General features: G+C 45.8%; 19 protein-coding genes and 1 tRNA gene. 12 read left to right on the top strand and 8 right to left on the bottom strand.

Translation table 11 applies throughout. The features are described from left to right. The first annotated feature begins 239 nt into the window (after positions 1-239). The 11 genes from HRR27_RS04110 to tnpC all read left to right on the top strand — a co-directional run bounded on the left by HRR27_RS04110 (position 240) and on the right by tnpC (position 9,587). Positions 240-719 carry a CinA family protein gene (locus tag HRR27_RS04110; RefSeq protein WP_173271168.1) on the top strand — a complete coding sequence of 160 codons (480 nt, stop codon included), beginning with the start codon at positions 240-242 and terminating at the stop codon, positions 717-719. 330 nt (positions 720-1,049) lie between these two features. After that, a complete protein-coding gene (gene recA / locus HRR27_RS04105) occupies positions 1,050-2,108 on the top strand; it encodes a recombinase RecA (protein WP_173271166.1) in 1,059 nt (352 codons plus the stop codon). Positions 2,109-2,139: 31 nt separating this feature from the next. Further along, entirely contained in the window at positions 2,140-2,796 is a 657-nt protein-coding gene (locus tag HRR27_RS04100; protein ID WP_173271164.1) for a regulatory protein RecX, read from the top strand. A 126-nt stretch (positions 2,797-2,922) separates the two neighbouring features. After that, positions 2,923-5,514, top strand: a complete 2,592-nt coding sequence (alaS, locus tag HRR27_RS04095) for an alanine--tRNA ligase (protein WP_173271162.1) — start codon at positions 2,923-2,925, stop codon at positions 5,512-5,514. A gap of 241 nt (positions 5,515-5,755) precedes the next feature. Beyond that, on the top strand, positions 5,756-5,989 hold the full coding sequence (gene csrA / locus HRR27_RS04090) for a carbon storage regulator CsrA (protein ID WP_173271160.1): 234 nt from the start codon (positions 5,756-5,758) through the stop codon (positions 5,987-5,989). A gap of 148 nt (positions 5,990-6,137) precedes the next feature. Then, positions 6,138-6,230 (top strand) — tRNA-Ser (locus tag HRR27_RS04085). A gap of 151 nt (positions 6,231-6,381) precedes the next feature. After that, entirely contained in the window at positions 6,382-6,996 is a 615-nt protein-coding gene (locus HRR27_RS04080; protein ID WP_243830915.1) for a tyrosine-type recombinase/integrase, read from the top strand. Next, the gene (locus tag HRR27_RS04075) at positions 6,977-7,315 is read left to right on the top strand and encodes a hypothetical protein (RefSeq protein ID WP_173271156.1); all 339 of its coding nucleotides are present in this window, start codon (positions 6,977-6,979) and stop codon (positions 7,313-7,315) included. Before HRR27_RS04080 ends, HRR27_RS04075 begins: the two co-directional genes overlap by 20 nt. Before the next feature lie 79 nt (positions 7,316-7,394). Further along, positions 7,395-7,694 carry an IS66 family insertion sequence element accessory protein TnpA gene (gene tnpA / locus HRR27_RS04070; protein ID WP_173270778.1) on the top strand — a complete coding sequence of 100 codons (300 nt, stop codon included), beginning with the start codon at positions 7,395-7,397 and terminating at the stop codon, positions 7,692-7,694. Beyond that, complete coding sequence (tnpB, locus tag HRR27_RS04065; protein ID WP_173271154.1) at positions 7,687-8,043, top strand: IS66 family insertion sequence element accessory protein TnpB; 357 nt, start codon at positions 7,687-7,689, stop codon at positions 8,041-8,043. The genes tnpA and tnpB overlap by 8 nt, the downstream gene beginning before the upstream one ends. A gap of 20 nt (positions 8,044-8,063) precedes the next feature. Next, positions 8,064-9,587 carry an IS66 family transposase gene (tnpC, locus tag HRR27_RS04060; RefSeq protein WP_173271152.1) on the top strand — a complete coding sequence of 508 codons (1,524 nt, stop codon included), beginning with the start codon at positions 8,064-8,066 and terminating at the stop codon, positions 9,585-9,587. Here the strand turns inward: tnpC and HRR27_RS04055 are convergent. The 8 genes from HRR27_RS04055 to HRR27_RS04025 all read right to left on the bottom strand — a co-directional run bounded on the left by HRR27_RS04055 (position 9,584) and on the right by HRR27_RS04025 (position 17,707). Continuing rightward, the gene (locus HRR27_RS04055) at positions 9,584-10,552 is read right to left on the bottom strand and encodes a DUF3322 domain-containing protein (RefSeq protein ID WP_173271150.1); all 969 of its coding nucleotides are present in this window, start codon (positions 10,550-10,552) and stop codon (positions 9,584-9,586) included. The genes tnpC and HRR27_RS04055 overlap by 4 nt on opposite strands. Beyond that, positions 10,549-10,815, bottom strand: coding sequence for a hypothetical protein (locus HRR27_RS12800; protein WP_197905433.1), 267 nt, complete (start codon positions 10,813-10,815; stop codon positions 10,549-10,551). Before HRR27_RS12800 ends, HRR27_RS04055 begins: the two co-directional genes overlap by 4 nt. 33 nt (positions 10,816-10,848) lie before the next feature. After that, positions 10,849-13,959 (bottom strand): ATP-binding protein, encoded by a 3,111-nt coding sequence (locus tag HRR27_RS04050; RefSeq protein WP_197905432.1) that lies wholly within the window; start codon positions 13,957-13,959, stop codon positions 10,849-10,851. After that, the gene (locus tag HRR27_RS04045) at positions 13,956-14,612 is read right to left on the bottom strand and encodes a DUF4194 domain-containing protein (protein WP_173271148.1); all 657 of its coding nucleotides are present in this window, start codon (positions 14,610-14,612) and stop codon (positions 13,956-13,958) included. The genes HRR27_RS04050 and HRR27_RS04045 overlap by 4 nt, the downstream gene beginning before the upstream one ends. 24 nt (positions 14,613-14,636) lie before the next feature. After that, positions 14,637-16,115 carry a DUF3375 domain-containing protein gene (locus HRR27_RS04040; protein WP_173271146.1) on the bottom strand — a complete coding sequence of 493 codons (1,479 nt, stop codon included), beginning with the start codon at positions 16,113-16,115 and terminating at the stop codon, positions 14,637-14,639. Between the two features lie 42 nt (positions 16,116-16,157). Next, entirely contained in the window at positions 16,158-16,397 is a 240-nt protein-coding gene (locus HRR27_RS04035) for a hypothetical protein (RefSeq protein WP_173271144.1), read from the bottom strand. 119 nt (positions 16,398-16,516) lie between these two features. Next, complete coding sequence (locus HRR27_RS04030; RefSeq protein WP_173271142.1) at positions 16,517-17,413, bottom strand: hypothetical protein; 897 nt, start codon at positions 17,411-17,413, stop codon at positions 16,517-16,519. A 99-nt stretch (positions 17,414-17,512) separates the two neighbouring features. Continuing rightward, positions 17,513-17,707 carry a hypothetical protein gene (locus tag HRR27_RS04025; RefSeq protein ID WP_173271140.1) on the bottom strand — a complete coding sequence of 65 codons (195 nt, stop codon included), beginning with the start codon at positions 17,705-17,707 and terminating at the stop codon, positions 17,513-17,515. A gap of 362 nt (positions 17,708-18,069) precedes the next feature. Between HRR27_RS04025 and mutS the strand changes: the two genes are divergently transcribed. Further along, positions 18,070-20,652, top strand: a complete 2,583-nt coding sequence (mutS, locus tag HRR27_RS04020) for a DNA mismatch repair protein MutS (RefSeq protein ID WP_173271138.1) — start codon at positions 18,070-18,072, stop codon at positions 20,650-20,652. The last annotated feature ends 4 nt before the right edge of the window (positions 20,653-20,656 follow it).

Genomic DNA, 20,656 nt, shown 5'->3' with positions numbered 1-20,656 from the left:
CCCTAAAGTTGGGTATATATTGAGCAGCATCAACTCTCCCCTAAGCAAATCTGCAAAACGCCAAGCGGTTTACGACACTGCAAAGGTTTCGGTTAAGCAAAAGGAGGGATGTTTGATGTTTTTATAGCGATTTTTTAGTCGTGAGCGGTTTTCGTTGTCTCTGACATTTTGCGGGCGTGTAAAAAAACGGTATGCTAGCCGCTAACTAAATAGCGACAGTTTTACATCGGGAGTTGAACATGGATTTTATTGCGCAGATGAACCAGTTAGGCCCTCGCCTAGCCGATAAAAATATTACCGTGGTAACCGCGGAATCCTGCACAGGGGGAATGATTGCCGAAGCCTTAACGGCGATTAGCGGGAGTACTGCTTGGTTTGATCGAGCCTATGTGACTTACAGTTATGAGTCAAAACGCGAAATGCTTGGGGTAAAGGAAGCGACCATACAAAAGCAAGGGGCGGTGAGTCAAGCGTGTGTTGAAGAGATGGCTCTTGGCGCTTTGCAACAGTCGCACGCTAATGTTGCTGTCGCCTGTAGTGGGATTGCTGGGCCAACGGGCGGTTCATTGGATAAGCCTGTCGGTACGGTTTGGATAGCCTGGGCAAAACAAGGGCATGATAAGGTTGAAAGCAGTTGTTATCATTTTGACGGAGACCGCCAAATGGTGCGCGAACAAGCTACGCAAGCCGCCTTACAAGGTATAGAAGCACTTATCTAATTGCATTAAAGTGCGACAATTTACTTTCGGTGTTTTGCTGCTTTTCGTTAGTAGATGTTATTTAATTACTGTATCAAAAATCAAGTTTGTGGTTTACTATTGTTATTTCCGAGCAGGAGATAATAGAACTTTACGCAATGATCAAAGGCTTCTTACAGGAGTGAATATTGAACAGCCCCTAGGATTTAGTCGGTGATTATGGGATAATTTCAGGCTAATTTTTTGCCCGCCATTATCCGCTAAAGATTTGGTGACTCTCCTGCACGATTGCTCGCAAATTTAAAACTGCTATTGGGCGGTTTTTTGACAAAAATGAAGGATTCGATACCCATGGATGAAAACAAAAAGAAAGCGCTCAGTGCCGCTCTTGGCCAAATTGAAAAACAGTTTGGTAAAGGGTCGATTATGCGAATGGGGGATAATACTGCGCCGCGAGATATTGAGTCGGTTTCCACTGGATCACTCGGTTTGGATATTGCACTGGGCATAGGCGGTCTGCCGCGTGGTCGTGTTGTTGAAATTTATGGTCCGGAGTCTTCAGGTAAAACGACCTTGACGTTGCACGCTATTGCCGAGATGCAAAAAGCCGGTGGAACGGCCGCCTTTGTTGATGCCGAGCACGCCTTAGACCCTTTGTATGCAGAAAAGCTGGGTGTGGATATTGATAACCTTTTGGTTTCTCAGCCGGATACGGGGGAGCAAGCGTTAGAAATTACCGATGCGCTGGTGCGCTCTGGTGCCGTGGATATTGTGGTTATTGATTCGGTTGCGGCCTTAACGCCTCGTGCGGAAATTGAGGGCGATATGGGTGACTCGCACGTTGGTTTGCAAGCGCGCTTAATGTCGCAGGCATTGCGCAAATTAACGGCCAACATTAAACGTACCAACACTTTAGTGATATTCATCAATCAAATTCGTATGAAAATAGGGGTTATGTTCGGTAGCCCTGAAACCACCACGGGTGGCAATGCCTTAAAATTCTATGCTTCGGTTCGTTTAGATATTCGTCGCATTGGTGCCATTAAAAAAGGCGATGAAATCCTCGGTAATGAGACCCGTGTTAAGGTTGTCAAAAACAAAGTTTCTCCGCCATTTAAACAGGTAGAATTTGATATTTTATACGGCAAAGGCATTTCTCGTGAGGGTGAAATTATCGATCTTGGCGTGCAAGAGAAGTTAATTGAAAAATCCGGCTCTTGGTATAGCTACGATGGGACTAAAATTGGCCAAGGTAAAGACAATGCGCGCCAGTATTTAATTGATAATCCAGACGTAGCAGATATTTTGATGAAGCAGATTAAAGCCAATTTAATGCCGAGTAAAAAGACTCAGGCTGAACCGATTGCTGTAATTGAAGAAGATGCGCCAGAATCTTTATTTGACGCTTAATTTTTTTATTCAGAACCGAGCTGATTGATTTATGAAAGACGCTACGCAGTTTTTGCAGGCGCTTGGCATTGCGACGGATTCTTTAGAAGCGGCGCAGGGTGTCAAACCGTCTGCAGAGCGTAATGCGTTTTTGCAGCAAGCTTGGGATGAAGATTTTTTGCAGCCTTTTGATCCTTCTGCGGGTCAAGAGGCTCAATTGCAACAGGATATGCAAAATCATGCGTTGCGTTTGCTTGGTCAGCGTGAGCATGGTGATAAAGAACTTTTAGAAAAACTGCGTAAAAAATTTAGTTCTCAAGTGGAAGACCTTAAGAAATATGGAATTGACGAGGCGCAGTTTAACGAACAGTTGCAGTCTTGCTTGGCGCACTGCCAAGAGTGTAATTGGCAGAGTGACGAACGTTATATAGAGCAGTTGGTGAGCAGTTTATTGGCGAAAGGCCAAGGCCCGATGAAGATTCGCCAAAAAGCGCAACAAAAATCGAGCCGTACCGAATTGCTTAACGATTATTTGGATTTGGATAAAGATGCTTTGCTTGAACAAATGCGCGCAGTGTTGGATAAAAAATACGGCGTAAAAAGTGGTGCTAAAGGCGCTTTTTTATTGCCTAAGGATAAGGCAAAACAGATGCGTTTTTTGCAAAGCCGCGGTTACAGTCCGGAGCTTATATGGCGGCTTTTTCGTTAAAGGCATTCCGAGTAGGTCCACGTCACGATAGTGTGAGCCTGTTTTGCGTCTGAACGAATTGTTTGTAAAGAATTTCCGACTGTCGCAGTCAACTCATTATTTTATTTTTTTAAGGTTAAACGAACTATGACCAGTGCAGAACTCAGAAAAGCTTTTGTCGACTTTTTTGTGCAACACCAGCACAGCGCAGTGCATTCCAGCCCTGTTGTGCCAATGAATGACCCAACACTTTTATTTACAAATGCAGGAATGGTGCAGTTTAAAGATGTCTTTTTGGGACAGGATAAGCGCGATTATACGCGTGCAACTTCCGTGCAGCGTTGTATTCGTGCCGGCGGTAAACATAACGATTTGGAAAATGTTGGCTACACAGCGCGTCATCACACTTTCTTTGAAATGCTGGGTAATTTCAGTTTTGGCGATTATTTTAAGAAAGAGGCGATTCAATTTGCTTGGCAGTTTTTAACCGAAGAATTAAAGCTACCGCCTGAAAAACTGTGGGTAACGGTTTTTGAGGAAGACAAAGAAGCCGAGATGATTTGGCTTCAAGAAATGGGGGTGTCTGCGGAGCGTTTTTCACGTTGCGGCGCAAAAGACAATTTCTGGTCAATGGGGGATACCGGGCCTTGTGGACCTTGTACAGAAATTTTCTATGATCATGGCGCAGACATTGCCGGAGGCCCTCCAGGTTCGCCAGATGAGGACGGTGATCGTTATATCGAAATTTGGAACTTGGTATTCATGCAATTTGACCGTTCGGCAGACGGTACTTTAACGCCTTTACCAAAGCCTTCAGTGGATACTGGTATGGGCTTGGAGCGTTTGGCTGCGGTGATGCAGGGTGTTCATAACAACTATGAAATTGATCTGTTTCAGGCGTTGGTAAAAAAAGCATCAGAATTAACAGGTGAAAGAGATTTGACTAACAGCTCTCTGCGCGTTATCTCGGATCATATTCGCTCCTGTTCGTTCACCATTGCCGACGGCGTTTTGCCTTCCAATGAGGGGCGTGGTTATGTGTTGCGTCGTATCATTCGTCGCGCTATTCGACACGGTTACAAATTGGGACAAACTCAGCCGTTTTTCTATCAATTAGTCGATACCTTGGTTGAGCAGATGGGTGCAGCCTACCCAGAATTAGCCAAAGAACAGGCGAATGTTGAGCGTGTGCTAAAGCTTGAAGAAGAGCGCTTTGCCGAGACCTTAGAAAATGGTATGAAACTGTTGGAAGAGTATATTGCTGGCATGAGCGGTACGGTTATCGATGGTGAAATGGCCTTTAAGTTGTATGACACTTACGGCTTTCCTATCGATTTAACTGCGGATGTGGCACGTGAACGTAATTTAACGGTTGACCAAGCCGGTTTTGGTGTTGCGATGGAGGCACAGCGTGAACGTGCTCGTTCGGCTTCTAACTTCGGTGCTTCCGGGAATGCGCGTATCGAATTTGATGGTAGCACTCAGTTTATCGGTTATCAGCAAGACGAAGCGGATGCATCGATTATTGCAATATTTGTTGATGGCAAGTCGGTGCAGTCAATCAATGAGGGCGATGCAGCTGTCATTTTGTTGAATCAAACTCCATTTTATGCAGAGTCCGGTGGCCAGAGCGGGGATTGTGGTAGCTTGACTGAAGGAATGCACAGTTTTCATGTTGATGATACCCAGAAGCAGGGCAGCCTGTTTTTGCATTATGGTAAAGCGACCGCTGGAACCGTTGCTGTTGGACAGAGTGTCCACGCAAAAATTGATGTGATTAAGCGTCGTGATTGCGAGCGTAATCATTCGGCTACCCATTTGCTACATGCTGCTTTACGCACGGTTTTAGGCACACATGTCGGGCAGAAAGGGTCTTTGGTGCGGTTTGATCGCCTACGTTTTGACTTCTCGCATTTTGAGCCGATTTCTAACCAACAGCTGCGTGAAATCGAGCGTCTGGTCAATTTAGAAATTATGAATAATACGCCGGTTACCATTTCTGAGATGGCGATTGAAGACGCAAAAGCACGTGGAGCCATGGCTCTGTTCGGCGAAAAATATGGTGACGTAGTTCGCGTAGTGGATATGGGCGATTTCTCTGTCGAGTTATGTGGCGGAACCCACGTAAAGTCGGTTGGCGATATTGGGCCATTCCGTCTACTTTCCGAAAGTGGAATTGCCTCCGGTGTGCGTCGTATTGAAGCCATTACTGGTGAGGCTGCTTGGCAAGTAATTTATGACGAAGAGGATGCGCTGCTAAACATCGCTGATACGGTGAAAAGCGATAAAGCACAAGTGATCAATAAGGTGACACAATTGGTGGCTGATTATAAAGCGCTGGAAAAAGAGCTCAAAACGCTGCAAGCTAAGTTGGCCGCGTCTCAAGGAGATGATTTGGCGAGTTCGGCCATTAAAGTCGGTAACGTCAATGTTCTTGCGGCAATAATGGAGGGTGCTGACCGCACGATATTGCGCGAGACGGTCGATAAGTTGAAAGATAAGTTAGATCCAGCAGTGATTCTATTGGCTGCCGTAGATGGCGATAATATTGCGTTAACGGCGGGGGTTAGTAAGTCGGTAACGGGGACTTACAAGGCCGGTGAATTGGTTAATCACGTAGCGCAACAAGTTGGCGGTAAAGGCGGTGGTCGTCCTGATATGGCGCAGGCAGGCGGCAATCAACCAGATAATTTAGAGGCTGCTTTAAATTCGGTTAAAGCTTGGGCAGAGTCAAAATAATTTTTTATTAAAATCCAGCCTTTCAAAAACCCGTTTTGGCCTGATGCTAAAACGGGTTTTTGTTTTTTACAGACTTACTTTGGACTTTTAATTTATGCGAGTTTGCAAAAACCTTGGTTGCTATAAGAGAATTATCTTCGCTCAATTTAAAGCGATTAACTTTCCGTATTTTAACGTAGTGCATTTTTTTCTATAGACCAAAACCTTATACTGGTTGGCGTGTTCTAACGGAGGGAGCAAAATGCTGGTATTAACAAGACGGGAGGGTGAGGCACTAGTGATTGATGGCGACATCAAGGTGACAATTCTTTCTGTTAAAGGAAGTCAAGTTAGAATCGGGATTGAAGCGCCGCAAAAGGTTCCAATTCACCGAGAAGAGTTATTAAATGGTAAAAAGCCTAACTCTGACACGTCGGAAAAAAATGCAGTTGCGAGCGATCAAAAAACGCCACTCTCTAGTTCAGAACCTACCTAATCGATGGATTATTCCAGCCAATTTTGTCGCTTCATAGTGATGTTCAGCATTTAATTTCAAGTGAATTACTTGCTTAAAAACTTTACGAAAAATCTTTGCTAAAAGGTTTACAAGCCTGCTTAGAGTAGGTATTATACGCACACATTTTGGAGACGTGGCCGAGAGGCTGAAGGCGCTCCCCTGCTAAGGGAGTATAGGGTTTGTAGCTCTATCGAGGGTTCGAATCCCTCCGTCTCCGCCATTACACTTAAAAGAACCCGTCCCAGACGGGTTTTTTTTGCCCAAAACCCCCGTGTTTACTGGCTTAGAGCCTTGTTCCTGATTTTTAACTATCTCATCTAGTTTCAACTGAAATCTATACATCTCACAAAAAAATGAGTATAAATTTGAGTATGAGTACAGGTGAGTACAAAAAATGTGAGTACAAGGTGCTAAACAATACCCAGGTCAAAAATTTTAAACCTCAAGAAAAGCTTTACCGAAAAACTGATTCTCATGGGTTGGTTTTGGAAATTAAGCCTAATGGCGTAAAAGCTTGGCGCTATCGTTGCCGAATTGGTGGCAAGGCAACAATGCTGTCACTTGGTGATTATCCTTCCGTTTCACTTGCGGAGGCTCGTCGAGCCCGTGATGATTTAAAAATTCAGATTAAATCAGGAATCGATCCTAGAATTAAATCAGAACCTGAGATTCCTGAAGAAGCAACCATTAAAACCTTTTCTGATATGTATCAGGAGTGGTATGAGCATAACTTTGAGTCTTGGAGTGAAGGTTATGCCAAAGATTTAGATGAACGTTGCCAGAATCATCTTTTGCCTTTTCTGCAAGAACGTAAGATTGCAGAGATCTCAGCGATGGATATGCTTGAAGTGTTTAAACGTATTGAAGCGCGCGGTACTTTAAATATGCTTAAAAAAGTTCGGGGCTATGCGAGCAGGGTGTTCAGGTATTCGGTTGGAATGGGAGTCTGTCCATTTGATCCAACCCGTGATTTACCGCCTAATTGAAGTTTCAAGAGATCAGGTTGAACAATCATTTTCCAGTCGGCTAAAAATAAGGATGTCGGTTGTCAGTCTCAATGAATTCGCAGATCAAATCAAAACAGTTCAAACTGAATTAATGGCTGGAAATTCCTATCACTTTAATTCTGCTATTAGTCAAAAGCAGCTAGAACAAGAAGAACAATTCAAACAACAACTTTTATCAAATCTGCAAAGTGGAAAAACTTACCTCAAAAGTGGTGGTATTGGATTAGAACAATTAGTTAAAGAATTACTATTGATTGAGGGATATGAAAAGGTAACCATTGAAGCGAAAAATGCGTAAGCGCCAATTTACCCACATCTAAAATTCCTGGATAAAATTCGTTATTCTTCTATGTGTTTTCAATCACAGGAGAATTTTGATGAGCAAACACGAACTTTGGGTGCAGCGCATTGCCGATTGGCAAGCCAGTGGCCTTTCACAACGGGCATTTTGCCAGCAGCAAGGCTTGGCGATTTCAACCTTTTATACTTGGCGACGTAGGCTTCGAAACTTAAGCCAAGCACCCATCAAAGAATCTTCTGCCTTTTTGCCGATGGTGATTCACGATCAGCCTGAACCGTGCTCAACCAGCATTGCAGTCAAGGCAAAAGGATTGGCATTTGAGTGTTCCGTGGTGCAACTAGCGCAATTGATCACCGAGTTGAATCGTCATGCTTAGACCAAGCCTTGATTCACTCGTCTTTGTCTATCGTGATCCGGTGGATATGCGTAAATCCATTAATGGACTGGCGGCCATTGTGGAAGCTGAGCTGGGACATTCTCCCATGAATGGTGCACTGTTTGTGTTTTGCAACCGTTCTCGCGACAAGGTCAAACTCCTCTACTGGGAGCGCAATGGCTTTGTGCTCTGGTACAAGCGATTAGAGAAACACAAGTTCAAATGGTTAGCGCCAGTCGTCGATCAAGAGGCGGTGTCGGTCACAGGCAAACAGCTCAATCAGTTACTCGATGGCTTGGATATTTTTCAACAACCGCATGAGTCACTTTTCTATGACAACGTGAGCTAATTCGGGTATCTTACCCGCCCATGAAAACACCTCTGACTGCTCACGATTTACCCGATGATATCGATGTCTTAAAAGCCTTGGTTTTGCAAAAAGACCAGCAAATCGACACCTTATCAACGGAAGTCAGTCGTCTGTCTGAATTAGTCATGTTCTTTAAGGTTCGTCAATTCTATAAAAGCAGTGAAAAACACCCCGATCAAGCGGAACTGTTTAATGAACCCGAAGTCGAGGACAATTCGTCTTTGAGAGCGTCGAGTGATGAATCCTCGAGTGACTCACCCAAAGCAAAATCCAACGCCGGTCGTAAACCCTTACCAAAGAATCTTCCCCGTCAACGCGTTGAACATTGCTTACCGGCCGGTGAGAAATGTGACTGTGGCTCAGAGTTCAAAGAGATCGGTGAAGAAGTCTCTGAGCAATTAGAAATTATTCCTGCCAAAATCATTGTTCGTCAGTTAGTGCGTAAAAAATACGCCTGCCCAGGGTGTGAGGGTTCGCTTAAGTTAGCGTCCATGCCCAAACAGCCGATTCCCAAAAGCATCGCCGGTCCTGGGTTACTTGCCTACATTGCCACCGCGAAATACCAAGATGGCGTACCGCTGTATCGTCAAGAAAAAGCCTTTGAACGTTTAGAGGTCGAACTGTCTCGCCAAACGATGGCCAACTGGATGATTAAGGGTGCCCAACTCTGCCAGCCTCTGTACAACCTGATGCAAGATTCTCTGCTGGACAGTGGCTATGTGCACATGGATGAAACGCGTGTGCAAGTGCTCAATGAGGTGGGGAAAACCGCAGAGAGCCACAGTTACATGTGGGTACGCAAGACGGGCGATCAAAAACACCCAGTGGTGTTATTCGACTATTCACCGGATCGCACCACACAAACCGCCATGAATTTATTGCCTGAGTTTAAAGGCTTCCTACAAACCGATGACTATGCGGGTTATCACAAAATCGGTGCAACGGAACAGATTACCCATCTAGGTTGTTGGGCCCATGCCCGACGCAAGTTTATGGATGCCAAAAAAGTACTGCCTAAGAATAAAACCGGCAAGGCGGACATGGCACTCAATCTCATTCAAAAGCTCTATCAAATTGAACAACACATCAAAGACCAACCACCAAATAAACGACTCGAGATCCGGCAAACCGAAAGCCTGCGGGTTTTAGAACAGCTCAAAACGTGGTTGGATAAAAGCCTCAACAGCACCGTGCCCAAAAGCAAACTCGGTGAGGCCTTGAGCTATCTGGCAAAAAACTGGGAAAAGCTTCAAATCTTCACCACGAATGGGCGATTGAATATCGACAACAACCCGGTTGAGAATGCCATTCGTCCCTTCGCGATTGGACGCAAGAACTGGCTCTTTAGCCAATCGGTAAAAGGTGCCAAAGCCAGTGCGATGCTGTACAGCTTGATTGAAACCGCCAAAGCCAACGGACTCGAACCCCAAGCCTATCTCACTCATCTTTTCCGAAACCTCCCCAACTGCGACACCCTCGAGCAGTTCGAAGCACTTCTGCCGTGGAACCACACCGCATCCTAGAAAACTAGGGTGTGGGTAAATTGCCGCTTACGTGGAAACAAAACTCTTAACTGATTGAGAATCGCAAAACCATGGGTATCAATGTCTCCCCAATAGAAAATAGGGAGATTTTTTAACCAGTTTTGATCTCGCCAAGCATCAAAACCATAACCTTGCCCAAAGAGTATCACGCTGTTTTCCTGTGATGGAAAACTTAGAAAATTGATTTCGTTCTCGGTGATAAAAACACGATCCACGCCTAATGCAGACCAATTAATACGATTCAGTTCGATAAAAGGGACTTGTAGATCTTTTAATCCACAAATTGATTGCATGCCTAAAAAACGCAGCCGTAACCGTTCAGGTTTGGATTTAAGTCCCCATCTACGCTCAAAGCCTTTCGCTTGAGCATCCAAAGGAGGACGCAATAGCAATAACCATTCATTTAACAAAGTATAATGCGCTTCGATAAACTTAGAATCTATATCAGACAAAGCAATTTCCCGCACAAAACAATTTGGCGCAGGGTGCTCGACCAACCACTGCAACACCTGAATCAATTTGTGCCAATGTGCATGCTCCTGCAATACTTTTGCGGTAGACTTCAAACACCATGAGAGCAAGGCCGGAAATCTTTGAATTAAGGCTTGGCATGCATTGCAATAGGTTGTTAATTCCTGATGTTTCTTTAAAAAACGCGCTAAATCGATCACGGTTGAAAATACCGCCGCTACAGGAAGTTCTTGTTTTCCCAAGGGCGTTTTCCGCGTTTGCCATTCCAGCTTGAAATCCGTCGGATTCAAGACAGCATAACTGGCTGCCCAGCTTTTAACACTTTGCCAATCATCCAGTATCGTTTGGTTATTCGGCGACTTGAGCGTGACCCTTAATGGAAACCTTTGCGCCTCATCCACCAAACCGCAAGACAAATAGAGTCGAGGCCATTTCTGCAACAAATCAGCTTTCAGCTGGGCTACGCTGATCATTCGCTGTTTACCACTCTAATTGTGGCTTGCAGTGCTTGGCGTTTGGCTTTCTCAGCCAAATGTTCATCAATGCTCAGGGTGCGTAATTGCGACTGATGTCCTTCGGGATTGCTGACGAAACCGACGTGCGAGACATAAGGCTCAATCACATGGATTTTTTGTTTTGGCGTAATCACCAACAATTGTAGATTTAACTGTTTAAACAACTCTAAGCCAAAACGTGCCGAATCGTCCGAACCGCGACCAAAGGCTTCATCGATCACCACAAAACGGAAAGAACGCGACTTAATTTCGCCTCACTCCAAACCAAATTGATACGCCAAACTCGCTGCCAAAACGGTGTACGCCAGTTTCTCCTTTTGCCCACCGGATTTTCCTGACGAGTCGGAATAGTGCTCAAATTCGCTCTCATCTTCACGCCAGCGTTCCGAGGCGGAAAACTGGAAAAAATAACGCACATCGGTCACTTTTCGAGTCCACTTTTTATCCAGTTCAGTTAAACCATCACGCCCTTGAAAACGATCCACCAAAGCTTTGACTTGCAAGAATTTGGCCTCGGCGTAAGGCGAGTCTTCGCTCGCCGTTAAACTCCCCTCAACGCAAGCATCCAAATCCTGATAAAAGGTTTTGATTTCTTGGTCGGGATTTTGCATCAACTCCAAACGGATAAAACGCCCCGAGTTATAGTCGATATCCGCCAAAGACAAATTGATTTTTTCAATGCGCTCACGAATCTCTTGCTGCGCTTTTTTCAAGCTAATTTTGAAATGCGACATCTGATTAATCGCATTCTGATTGAGCTGCGCTTTGAATTTCTGCTCAAAGCGCGGTAAATCGTCATCCTGCAACTGAGCAAGACGCTGGGCATATTCATTCAATCCGCTTAAATCGGCGCTAAGCTCAGCAGTTTCTTCTGGATAAGCATGGCGAAACTCGCTAATGGCCTTATTGATTTTGTCACGCAGGCGTTCAGCGCGTTTTCGTGCCGCATCCAGCGTCTCCTGAACCTTAAGACGCATTTCAGTCTGTTTGCCGTCAATATGCTCAACCTGCACCGCCAAAACCAACTGCCATTGTTGCTGCCATGATTGCAATAAGTTCTGCAAAGACTCAGTCAATCGCCCTTCTTTACGCTCGGATTCGATGCTCTGCAATGTCACATCTAAATCTTCTTCGCAGACCTCCAAATCACGACTGCGGCGACTCTCCTCACGCTTAGTCTCATCCAAATCGTCTTCTGTTTGCTGCATCACCTTCTGCAAACTTTCCAGCTGTTGTTGCAAGCTGCGCAATAGATCATGGGTGGTTTCCAGCTCGGTTTTTTCCGCTTGCCAAGAGTCGATCTGCCGCGCCCAACGTTGCCAGTCCAAATCGGCATAATCTTGATAAACGCTCAGTTTATTGGCGCTTTCTATTTGTCCATTTAAGGCCTCCAAGCGATGCTGATAAGTATTCACTTGCGTTTGCAATGTTTCGATTGCACTCAACAATTGTTCTGCCTGTTTTTCCAATGAGGCTATTTTCTGCTGATTACTCCAACCGAGCACAAAGAAACGCCGGTCGTTCAGTGCGCGGCGGTCGTCTTTTTCATGACGTTGATCGCCGGACTTCACCTGTCCTTTCAGCGTGACCGCTTGCTTTTCACGGCGAAAGGTCGATAAATCTTCACAACAAGCGTAATCGAAACGACGAATCAGCTGCGCCAACACCCAAGGGTAAAATTCGGAGTCGGTTTTGATTTCCAATTTGCGCACTAAAGAATGGGGATGAGAATCCATCAGGCCGGGTGGATTTTTAAGTTCTTCCTGCACACGATAATAAACCAGACGCCCTTGCAAGCGAGTACGTTCCACCCATTCCGACACCTTGGAATAAAGCGGTTCAGGTACCAATAAAGATAATGCAAAATTGTGCAAAATGCGTTCAATCGGCCCTTCCCAAACTTGCTCTTCTTCTCGCACTTGCAATAACTCACCGATAAACGGCAACTCGCTTTCTTTAGCGCCTAGGGCTTCGCATAAACTGCGGCGGATTTGTATTTGACGCTCGTCGATATTGTTTTGCCGTTGCTTTAATGAGCTTAACTCTTGATCTAAGGCTTTTAACTGCTCATTCTGGTCGCGTGCTTGAAAGTTCAATTCTTGCTGCGTATTTTGAACCTCGCCCTGCTCCGCGCGCAAAACTTGCAAAGATTCTGAAATCTCGTCCTGACGTTGCAAAAACTCCGCTTCGTTAGCCACCTTGGCTAAAGACAAACTGGCAAGCAGTTGCTGATAAGTCTGATCTTTTTGCAAACACTTCGACTTTTCTCTTTCCGCTTCGGCAAGCTGCTGCGTCAGTTTGGTTAAGCGATCACCGCCCGCACCGAAAATCGCCTGCTGTAACTCCTCGCGTTGCAATTGCTGTAAACGCTTCTGTTCGCTTAAGGAATCTATTTGCCGCTTAAGTTTTTCTAATTGATTACGTAAATTTTCTTGCCGCTTTTGCAACAAAACCTGTTTTTGCATTGCAAAAAAGCCGGTTAAAGCCTCGCGTGCGGCTTCCTGTTCGGCAATTTGCATTTGCACGGCTTGATGGTTTCGACCGTCTTCCACCATCGGAGCTAAAGATTCGATTTGACGCTTGGCTTTTAACACCAATTCATGCGCTCGATTCAGATCATCAAAATGGGCAATCAACGCTTCAACCTGTGCCTGGCCCTCCCCTTGCTCCAGCATGTGTTCGCGCACAAAATCGGTCAAATTTCCGACCTGTTTCATCGACACAGTTTGATGAAACAGCTCCAAGGCTTGGTCGTTGTGCAAGCCAAAACGACGTCGAAAAGCGCCTGCGTAAGGCGCATACTGATCGAAAACTTCGGTGTTTTCTAACTCCCGCAAACGCTTGCGCAGCTGACGAATATCACTGCCAAAATCAGAAAAATGCTCGACAATATTCAAGTCTCTATCCGCCGTCACATAGAGCTTGGCAGGTTGATTTTGACCCTCTTTCAACCAAAAGACCTGAGCAAGGGTCACCCATTGATCAAACCCTTCGTTATAAAACACGCCCAGAATCACCGAATAGGCATTGTGATCTCGCAACGCCTCCTGCTTGGCACCGTTTTCGGAGCGCGTCGAACGGTAGTAGCCCATGACATAAGAGCGCAAATTTCGCTCCTTCGCCTCAGCGCCTGCCGCTTTGTTATAGGCAATGCGATGGGCGGGAACCAATAGAGTGGTCACCGCATCGACTAACGTCGATTTACCCGAGCCAATATCACCAGTGAGCAGGGTATTTTGTCCATTTAACACCAGGGTCCAGACCTTTTTATCGAAGGTTCCCCAGTTATAGACCTCCAGCCGCTGCAAACGAAACCCCGCTAACTGATTGTCATCGGCAAAATCCAATAAACCATTTTCCATCATACGGATTCCTCCGTCCCAGAATCCAACAGTTCACCACCCTGCGCATAATCACGATAGGCCTGCAAACGCATTTCAAACTCCCCTAGCCACTGCGCATCAATAAACGCAATCAGAATACGCCGCACTTCATATTGCGCTTCCTGCTTTTCAACGGTCGTTTTTAATTTTTTCAAAAAACCCATTTCAACGGCTTTTTGCACCTGCACGGCGATTTGATCGCGCCATTTCACTTCATTGGTGCCACTGGGTAAATAGGCCTGCATGAGTTCAACCATTTCGTCAAATCGTAAGACCAAACGCCCCTCGCCGGACTGCGCATCAAACAACAATAACTGCTTGCGTAACAATGCCAGCAATACACTCAAGGCATAACTCAAAGGTCGGCGCGAAACCAGTTTAGGCAAGGCATTTTCCTCTTCACCTGCACTCTCAGTTTCACGGGTTTTCAACCACGCAAAGCCTTCGTCTTCAAAAATCACCAGCGCCAAACCCAGCACCTGGATATATTCTTTGACCTGACTTTGCCTTTTGAGCAAACTTTGCCACAAAGCTTCCTGCTCGTCGCGATACACGATTCCTTTCAACAAATGAATCAACACTCTCGATAATTCATCGGATGCATTATCGGCTTCTAGTGAAAACGCCTCTAACATTCAGCCACCCCAATCCATCATTTACTAACGGGTAAAAATCATATTCGGCACCCAAGCTTGGTGCGCTTTGCCGCTAAGATCCTGCCAATGCAGCAACAGAGGATGCACATCATCCAGCAAGGCTTGCCAAGGCGCATCCGCATCATTTTGACTGGCAATCGACAAATAACCGACCAGCTCTGCTACACCCAACTGCAAAGGAAAGGCCGACAAAACCTCCTGCAAATTGACTTGACGCCTGGACTGTAATAACTGGCTAATGTGTTCTTTTAACACCAGCTCATCCACAAAGACCTCTTCAAATAGCGCCGACACATCCACTGCTTGCCCAGAATCTGCTTCCACTTGAACACTAAGATCCTGCTGTAAAGGCGGACGAAACAAGCTGCGTTCCATCGGAAAGCTCAAATCAAACTTCGGCAGCTCCAGCTGCATAAAGGCAGCGAAAGGTTTCGGTAAATTCAAGCTTTCCGGAATCTCACCTTTTAAATCCACCGCCTGATGCAATACGCTATCCAATTGCTGCAATAACCGCTTATTTTCCATCCAAGCCTGTTTGTCAAGAAACTGACGCAATTGCGATGACAGTTTTTGCACCATACGTTGCGTCTGTTCGCCGGCTTGCAGCCAGTCGTAATGCACCTTTTGCAAACGTTTATCCGGCTCCAACTGCATCACCGGCTGGAGCGCAAACACCTTGGCCAACAAGGCTTCCAGCTCCTGCTGGCTTTGTGAGGACATCAAAAAGCGCCAGAATGCTTGGAAACTTTTACCTTGATCCGAGTCCGCCAACACGTCCTGTTCCGCAAAAATCTGTTCCAATAAGGTTCCCTTAGAACCTTCCCAGGTCGCAATCGTTTCACGTACAGACAGATCAAGATCACGAAAATTCTGCTCTAACTGGCGAAAATCCCCCAATAATTCACGCGCCACTCGATCAAACTGCATAAAGCGTTCTTTAACACCACTGTCGTCCATCACCGCCCAATCGCCTTTTTCGATCACGGCTATTTGAGCATCCAGCTCCGCGCGTTGTTTTTTAAGCTCCGCTATGCGATTTTCGGCGGATTCTTCTGTCCCTGAGGCAATTTGTTTTAGCAGATCAAACAAGGTTAGCAAGCGTGATTCAGTGCCAATAAATGATTTATTTTGCAAACTCTGCAACCACGCAATCGCCTTTTCGGTAGCAGGTGTTAAATCATAAGCAGCCTCTTCGGCCTCAAGGGGATAGAACTTACGCAACCAACCTTTATCGTTCTGCGCCCAGTCTTCTAGATACGCATAAGCGGACTTGGGAAAAGCGTCCTCATCCTCCACTTCCTGCCTCAGTTGATAGAGAAAATCTTCCAGTTTGAGTATCAACTCCGACTGCAATAGACTGCGTACATTCGGTTCGATAAACACCCTATGCAAAAAACTCATTACCAAAGGCGCCTGCTCAGCACACAATAACCGCCAAGCCGGATGCGTTTTGCGTAATTGACTTAAATGAAAATAATCCAATCTGCTTCTCTTTTTGCTGAACTGCGTAAAGTCCGCAAGCCCTTAAAAATCTAGCACCGCCATCTGTTCTTGCACTTGGTCATGGGCAATGAGTTTGTAGACCCACGCTTTAGCGCCATGTTTCAACGCATGTTCAGAAGCCTGTTGACACCATTTTTCAGCTGCCTCTTTTTTAGCCAACACGATAGCGTCGGTCATTTCATTACGCGCCTTGGTTTCAACCATCAAAATGCGATCTTCAAACTCGGCGACAAAATCCGGTAGGTATTCTCGGTGCTCCACACCGTCTTTATAAAAATCTGAAACTGACGAGAAACCGGCTTAAACCATTTAATCGCTTGGCGCTCCAACATCTTGGCAAAGGTGCGCTCGGTATCCGAATCAAACTTCTGCACCGGATACTAACACTTGCTAAAGCCGCCAAACAACATCGACTTTATTTTGCTCTTATCGGCGACCGTGTCATACAGGTTATGAATTTGCTTACCATCAAAACTAAAGGTAAGCTGCTTTAATGGCATAAACCCGGCGGTAATTTTCACCTCATAACCCGTCGCTTTTTGCCAAAAATGCTCGGCCATCTGAGCATGGATATTGGCGGCAATTTGCTTGGCAAAGCCAAAGAAAATATTGTGCAATTCATCCTCACTAAAGGACTTGGCCTCTTTGAAATAACGCACCACTTGCCCGACTAAATCATAAATCAATTCGCCATGCTCGTCGTAAGAAATATCATCAAAATCGACGAGATGCTCGATGACATAATCCTCTAAGCGCGCGTATTTTCTCGTTTGTTCCGCAGCCAGCGTACTTTGCTGATTGGTCTGCAAACTTTGCAAGACCAAATCCCAATTACTTGGGTTCAAATTCAACCCACTCAAATCCACCGAAAACGGCTGATAGCCATAGGTCACTTCGCCAATCGGTTGCACCAAAATACGCGGAATATCAATCGTCTGCGCAATCAAAAATTGTGTGGTTTTGGCGATCACCTCTTCGAGTTGAAGATACTCTTCGTCTTGCAATAAAGATTGTTGTTTGTTCTGCAACTGCTCAGATACTGCCTGATACACCTGCTGTTGAATGTCAGCACGACTCAGTGCCTGGGTGGTCGGTGCCAATTGCGGTTGATGCTGATAGGTCTGCAAGACTTGTAACGCCACCTGCGCTACTTGTCTTTCGGTTTCGCCATTAAAAATGGGGGTAGATTCTTCTACTTTTGGATGAGGCGAATAGGTTTCACCGCGTGCGCTTTGTAAATACTGCCCGCTTATCAGCCCGTCCAGATTAGACGACACCTGTACAAAGCAGCCGCTTTGCTGAGCAATTCCTGCGTATCCAAATCCACTCTTGCAGTGATACACGGCAAACTGGTCGTAGCCTTCACCTCCCCATTTCTATCCATTCAAATACAGATCGACCATCGTCTTAAGGGTAAACATTTGCTGCGTTATTTCAGCCTCTAGTCGGTTACGCTCAAGCTCCGCTTTCTCCTCCTCAGCTTCAATAAAGAGTTGCGGATCGGCTCCATTTTCTTTGATGGACTTAAACTCATGCAACTTCAGCCAAACGCATATCGGAATAGGTACCAAGCTTGACTTGCCTCGTCAACCCACCTTGATTTTTATAAAAATAATAAAAAAGCGCCCTCTCGACGTCCGCATTACTCTCAAGCTGGCATTTTCCCTAACATCCTTCAGCATCTCGCCCAGATTGATTTTTTTCAATCACAGGAACGCTATGGGGTTTTGTGTTAGTATTTGCAACCAAATAAAGCCGCCTCCCTTTGCAAAAGGTAACCGCATAATGCTCGGTGTATGACAACAAACCTGTTAGACCAAAATATCTAAAAACGCAGACGTAAAATGCGTATTTGGTGGAATTAACCATCCCCCTAAAATTTTCAAAAAAATACTATATTCAACTACTTACATTAAACTTTACAGCGCACTCAATGACAAAAAATCTCCAGCACACTCCAATGATGCAGCAATTCTTAGCCATCAAAGCCGAGCATCCTAATCACCTATTGTTTTATCGTATGGGCGATTTTTATGAATTGTTTTATGAGGATGCGCAAAATGCGGCTGAGTTACTCAACATTACGCTGACCGCACGGGGTAAATCTGGTGGCGCGCCGATTCCAATGGCTGGAATCCCGCATCATGCGGCAGAAGGCTATCTGGCTAAACTGGTTAAGCTCGGCAAATCGGTGGCCATTTGCGAACAAATTGGAGACCCTGCAACCTCAAAAGGCCCGGTCGAACGCAAAGTCGTACGCATTATCACACCCGGAACCTTGGTCGAAGATACCCTGCTAGAGGAAAAAAGTGAAAATTTGTTATGCGCCATTTGCGAAGAGCAAAAGCAAATTGGTCTAAGCTATTTAGATGTAACCAGTGGGCGTTTTGAGACGACGCAAATCGATAATCTTGAACAGCTTCTCGCCGAATTAGAGCGGATTAAACCAGCAGAAATCATCTTAGCGCAAGCGACCGATTTCAGTGCTGCACTCAGCCAACAGCTGACAAAAAAATCGTCTGTCCAGCAATATCCAGCATGGCATTTTGACAGTGATACTTGCCGCCAAAACCTATGCCGCCATTTTGCAACTAAAGATTTGGTGGCGTTCGGTTGCGAGCGTGCTCCCGCCTCGATCGCCGCCAGTGGCGCCATTTTGCATTACGCACAAGCGATGCTCCAAAAAAACATCAGCCATATTCGCAGTTTGCATACCTACCAAATCAGCGACAGTCTTGTATTGGATGCTGTCAGCCGTCGTAATCTGGAAATCGACAGCAACTTACAAGGCGGCAGCACACACACCTTAGCCGCACTGCTTGACCAAACCGTTACCGCGATGGGCAGCCGCCTACTCAAACGTTGGCTAAACCAACCTTTGAGCGATCAAAAAATTTTACTCGCACGACAAGACGCGATTGCCGATTTATTAGAGCAAGCGCATCTAACACCACTGCGCAGCGAACTAAAAAACATCGGCGACTTGGAACGCATTCTCGGGCGCGTTGCGCTTGGCTCAGCGCGACCTCGAGACTTATTGCAACTTGGACGCTCTCTCAATGCACTGCCATCGTTGCAAAATACACTGCAACACCACGCAGCGCATCGTTTAAAACAGTTGAGCGCAAAAATCAGTCAATTTCCAGAAATGGCTGACCGTTTGGATAAAGCGATTGTCGATAATCCGCCGGTACTCATGCGCGATGGCGGTGTGATTGCTGACGGATTTGATGCCGAGTTAGACGAGTTGCGCGGGCTAAAACAAAATGCAGGGCAATATCTGCTCGACATGGAAGAACGTGAAAAACGTAAAACCGGCATCAATACCTTAAAAATCGGTTACAACCGAGTTCATGGTTACTACCTTGAAGTCAGCAAACTGCAAAGTGAACAGGTTCCTGCCGAATATGTCCGGCGCCAAACCTTAAAAGGACAAGAACGTTACATCACGCCGGAGCTTAAAACCTTTGAAGATAAAATACTCAGCGCCAACGAAAAAGCGTTAGCACGCGAAAAGGCGCTGTACCAACAACTGCTTGACGAACTTAACCAAGATTTAGCGCCATTACAACAAGCGGCGCAAGGCTTAGCGGAGTTAGATTTACTGGCGAATCTTGCCGAACAAGCCGTACGCTTAGATTTATCCCGTCCAAGATTGACGAGCAAACCGGGGATTGAAATCGAACAAGGTCGCCACCTCACGGTAGAAGCGATGTGCCAAGATCCGTTTATCGCCAACGATTGTAAATTTAGTAGCAAACGGCGCTTGCAGATTATCACCGGCCCGAACATGGGGGGAAAATCGACCTTTATGCGACAAACCGCGTTAATCGTATTGCTGGCTTATATTGGCAGTTATGTACCGGCGCGTTCTGCCGTAATCGGCCCAGTAGACCGCATTTTTACCCGTATCGGCGCATCTGATGATTTGACCTCTGGGCGTTCGACTTTTATGGTGGAAATGACCGAAACGGCGAATATCCTGCACCATGCAACAGAGCATTCACTGATTCTAATGGACGAAGTCGGACGCGGCACGTCGACTTTTGACGGCTTGGCATTGGCATGGGCAATCGCCGAAGAAATGGCACAAAAAATCAAAGGAATGTGTTTATTTGCAACCCATTATTTTGAACTAACCGCACTTGCAAACGAACACGCTAACACCGTCAATATTCATTTGGATGCGATGGAGCATCAAGATAAGATTGTGTTTTTACATCAAGTTCAAGAAGGTCCTGCGTCACAAAGCTATGGCCTACAAGTAGCCGCCTTGGCTGGCGTGCCACAAACGGTTATCCATCGCGCCAAAGAACATCTCCATGACTTAGAAAACCAAAGCGTGGCCAATCGTGTTGCCAAAAGCAGCGATGAAGTGCAACAATTCGACCTTTTCCAAATGCCCGACCCTCGCTTAGAAAAACTTGGGGAGGCAGTCAAAGCAACCGACATTGACAATTTAACGCCACGCCAAGCACTTGAAAAACTGTATTTTCTCAAAGAATTGCTAACCTAAAGGA

Origin of the sequence: Thiosulfatimonas sediminis (genome assembly GCF_011398355.1) — a bacterium.
GTDB lineage: Bacteria > Pseudomonadota > Gammaproteobacteria > Thiomicrospirales > Thiomicrospiraceae > Thiomicrorhabdus > Thiomicrorhabdus sediminis_A.
The sequence above is the reverse complement of the archived record's forward strand: the minus strand, read 5'-3'. Positions and strand labels throughout refer to the sequence as shown.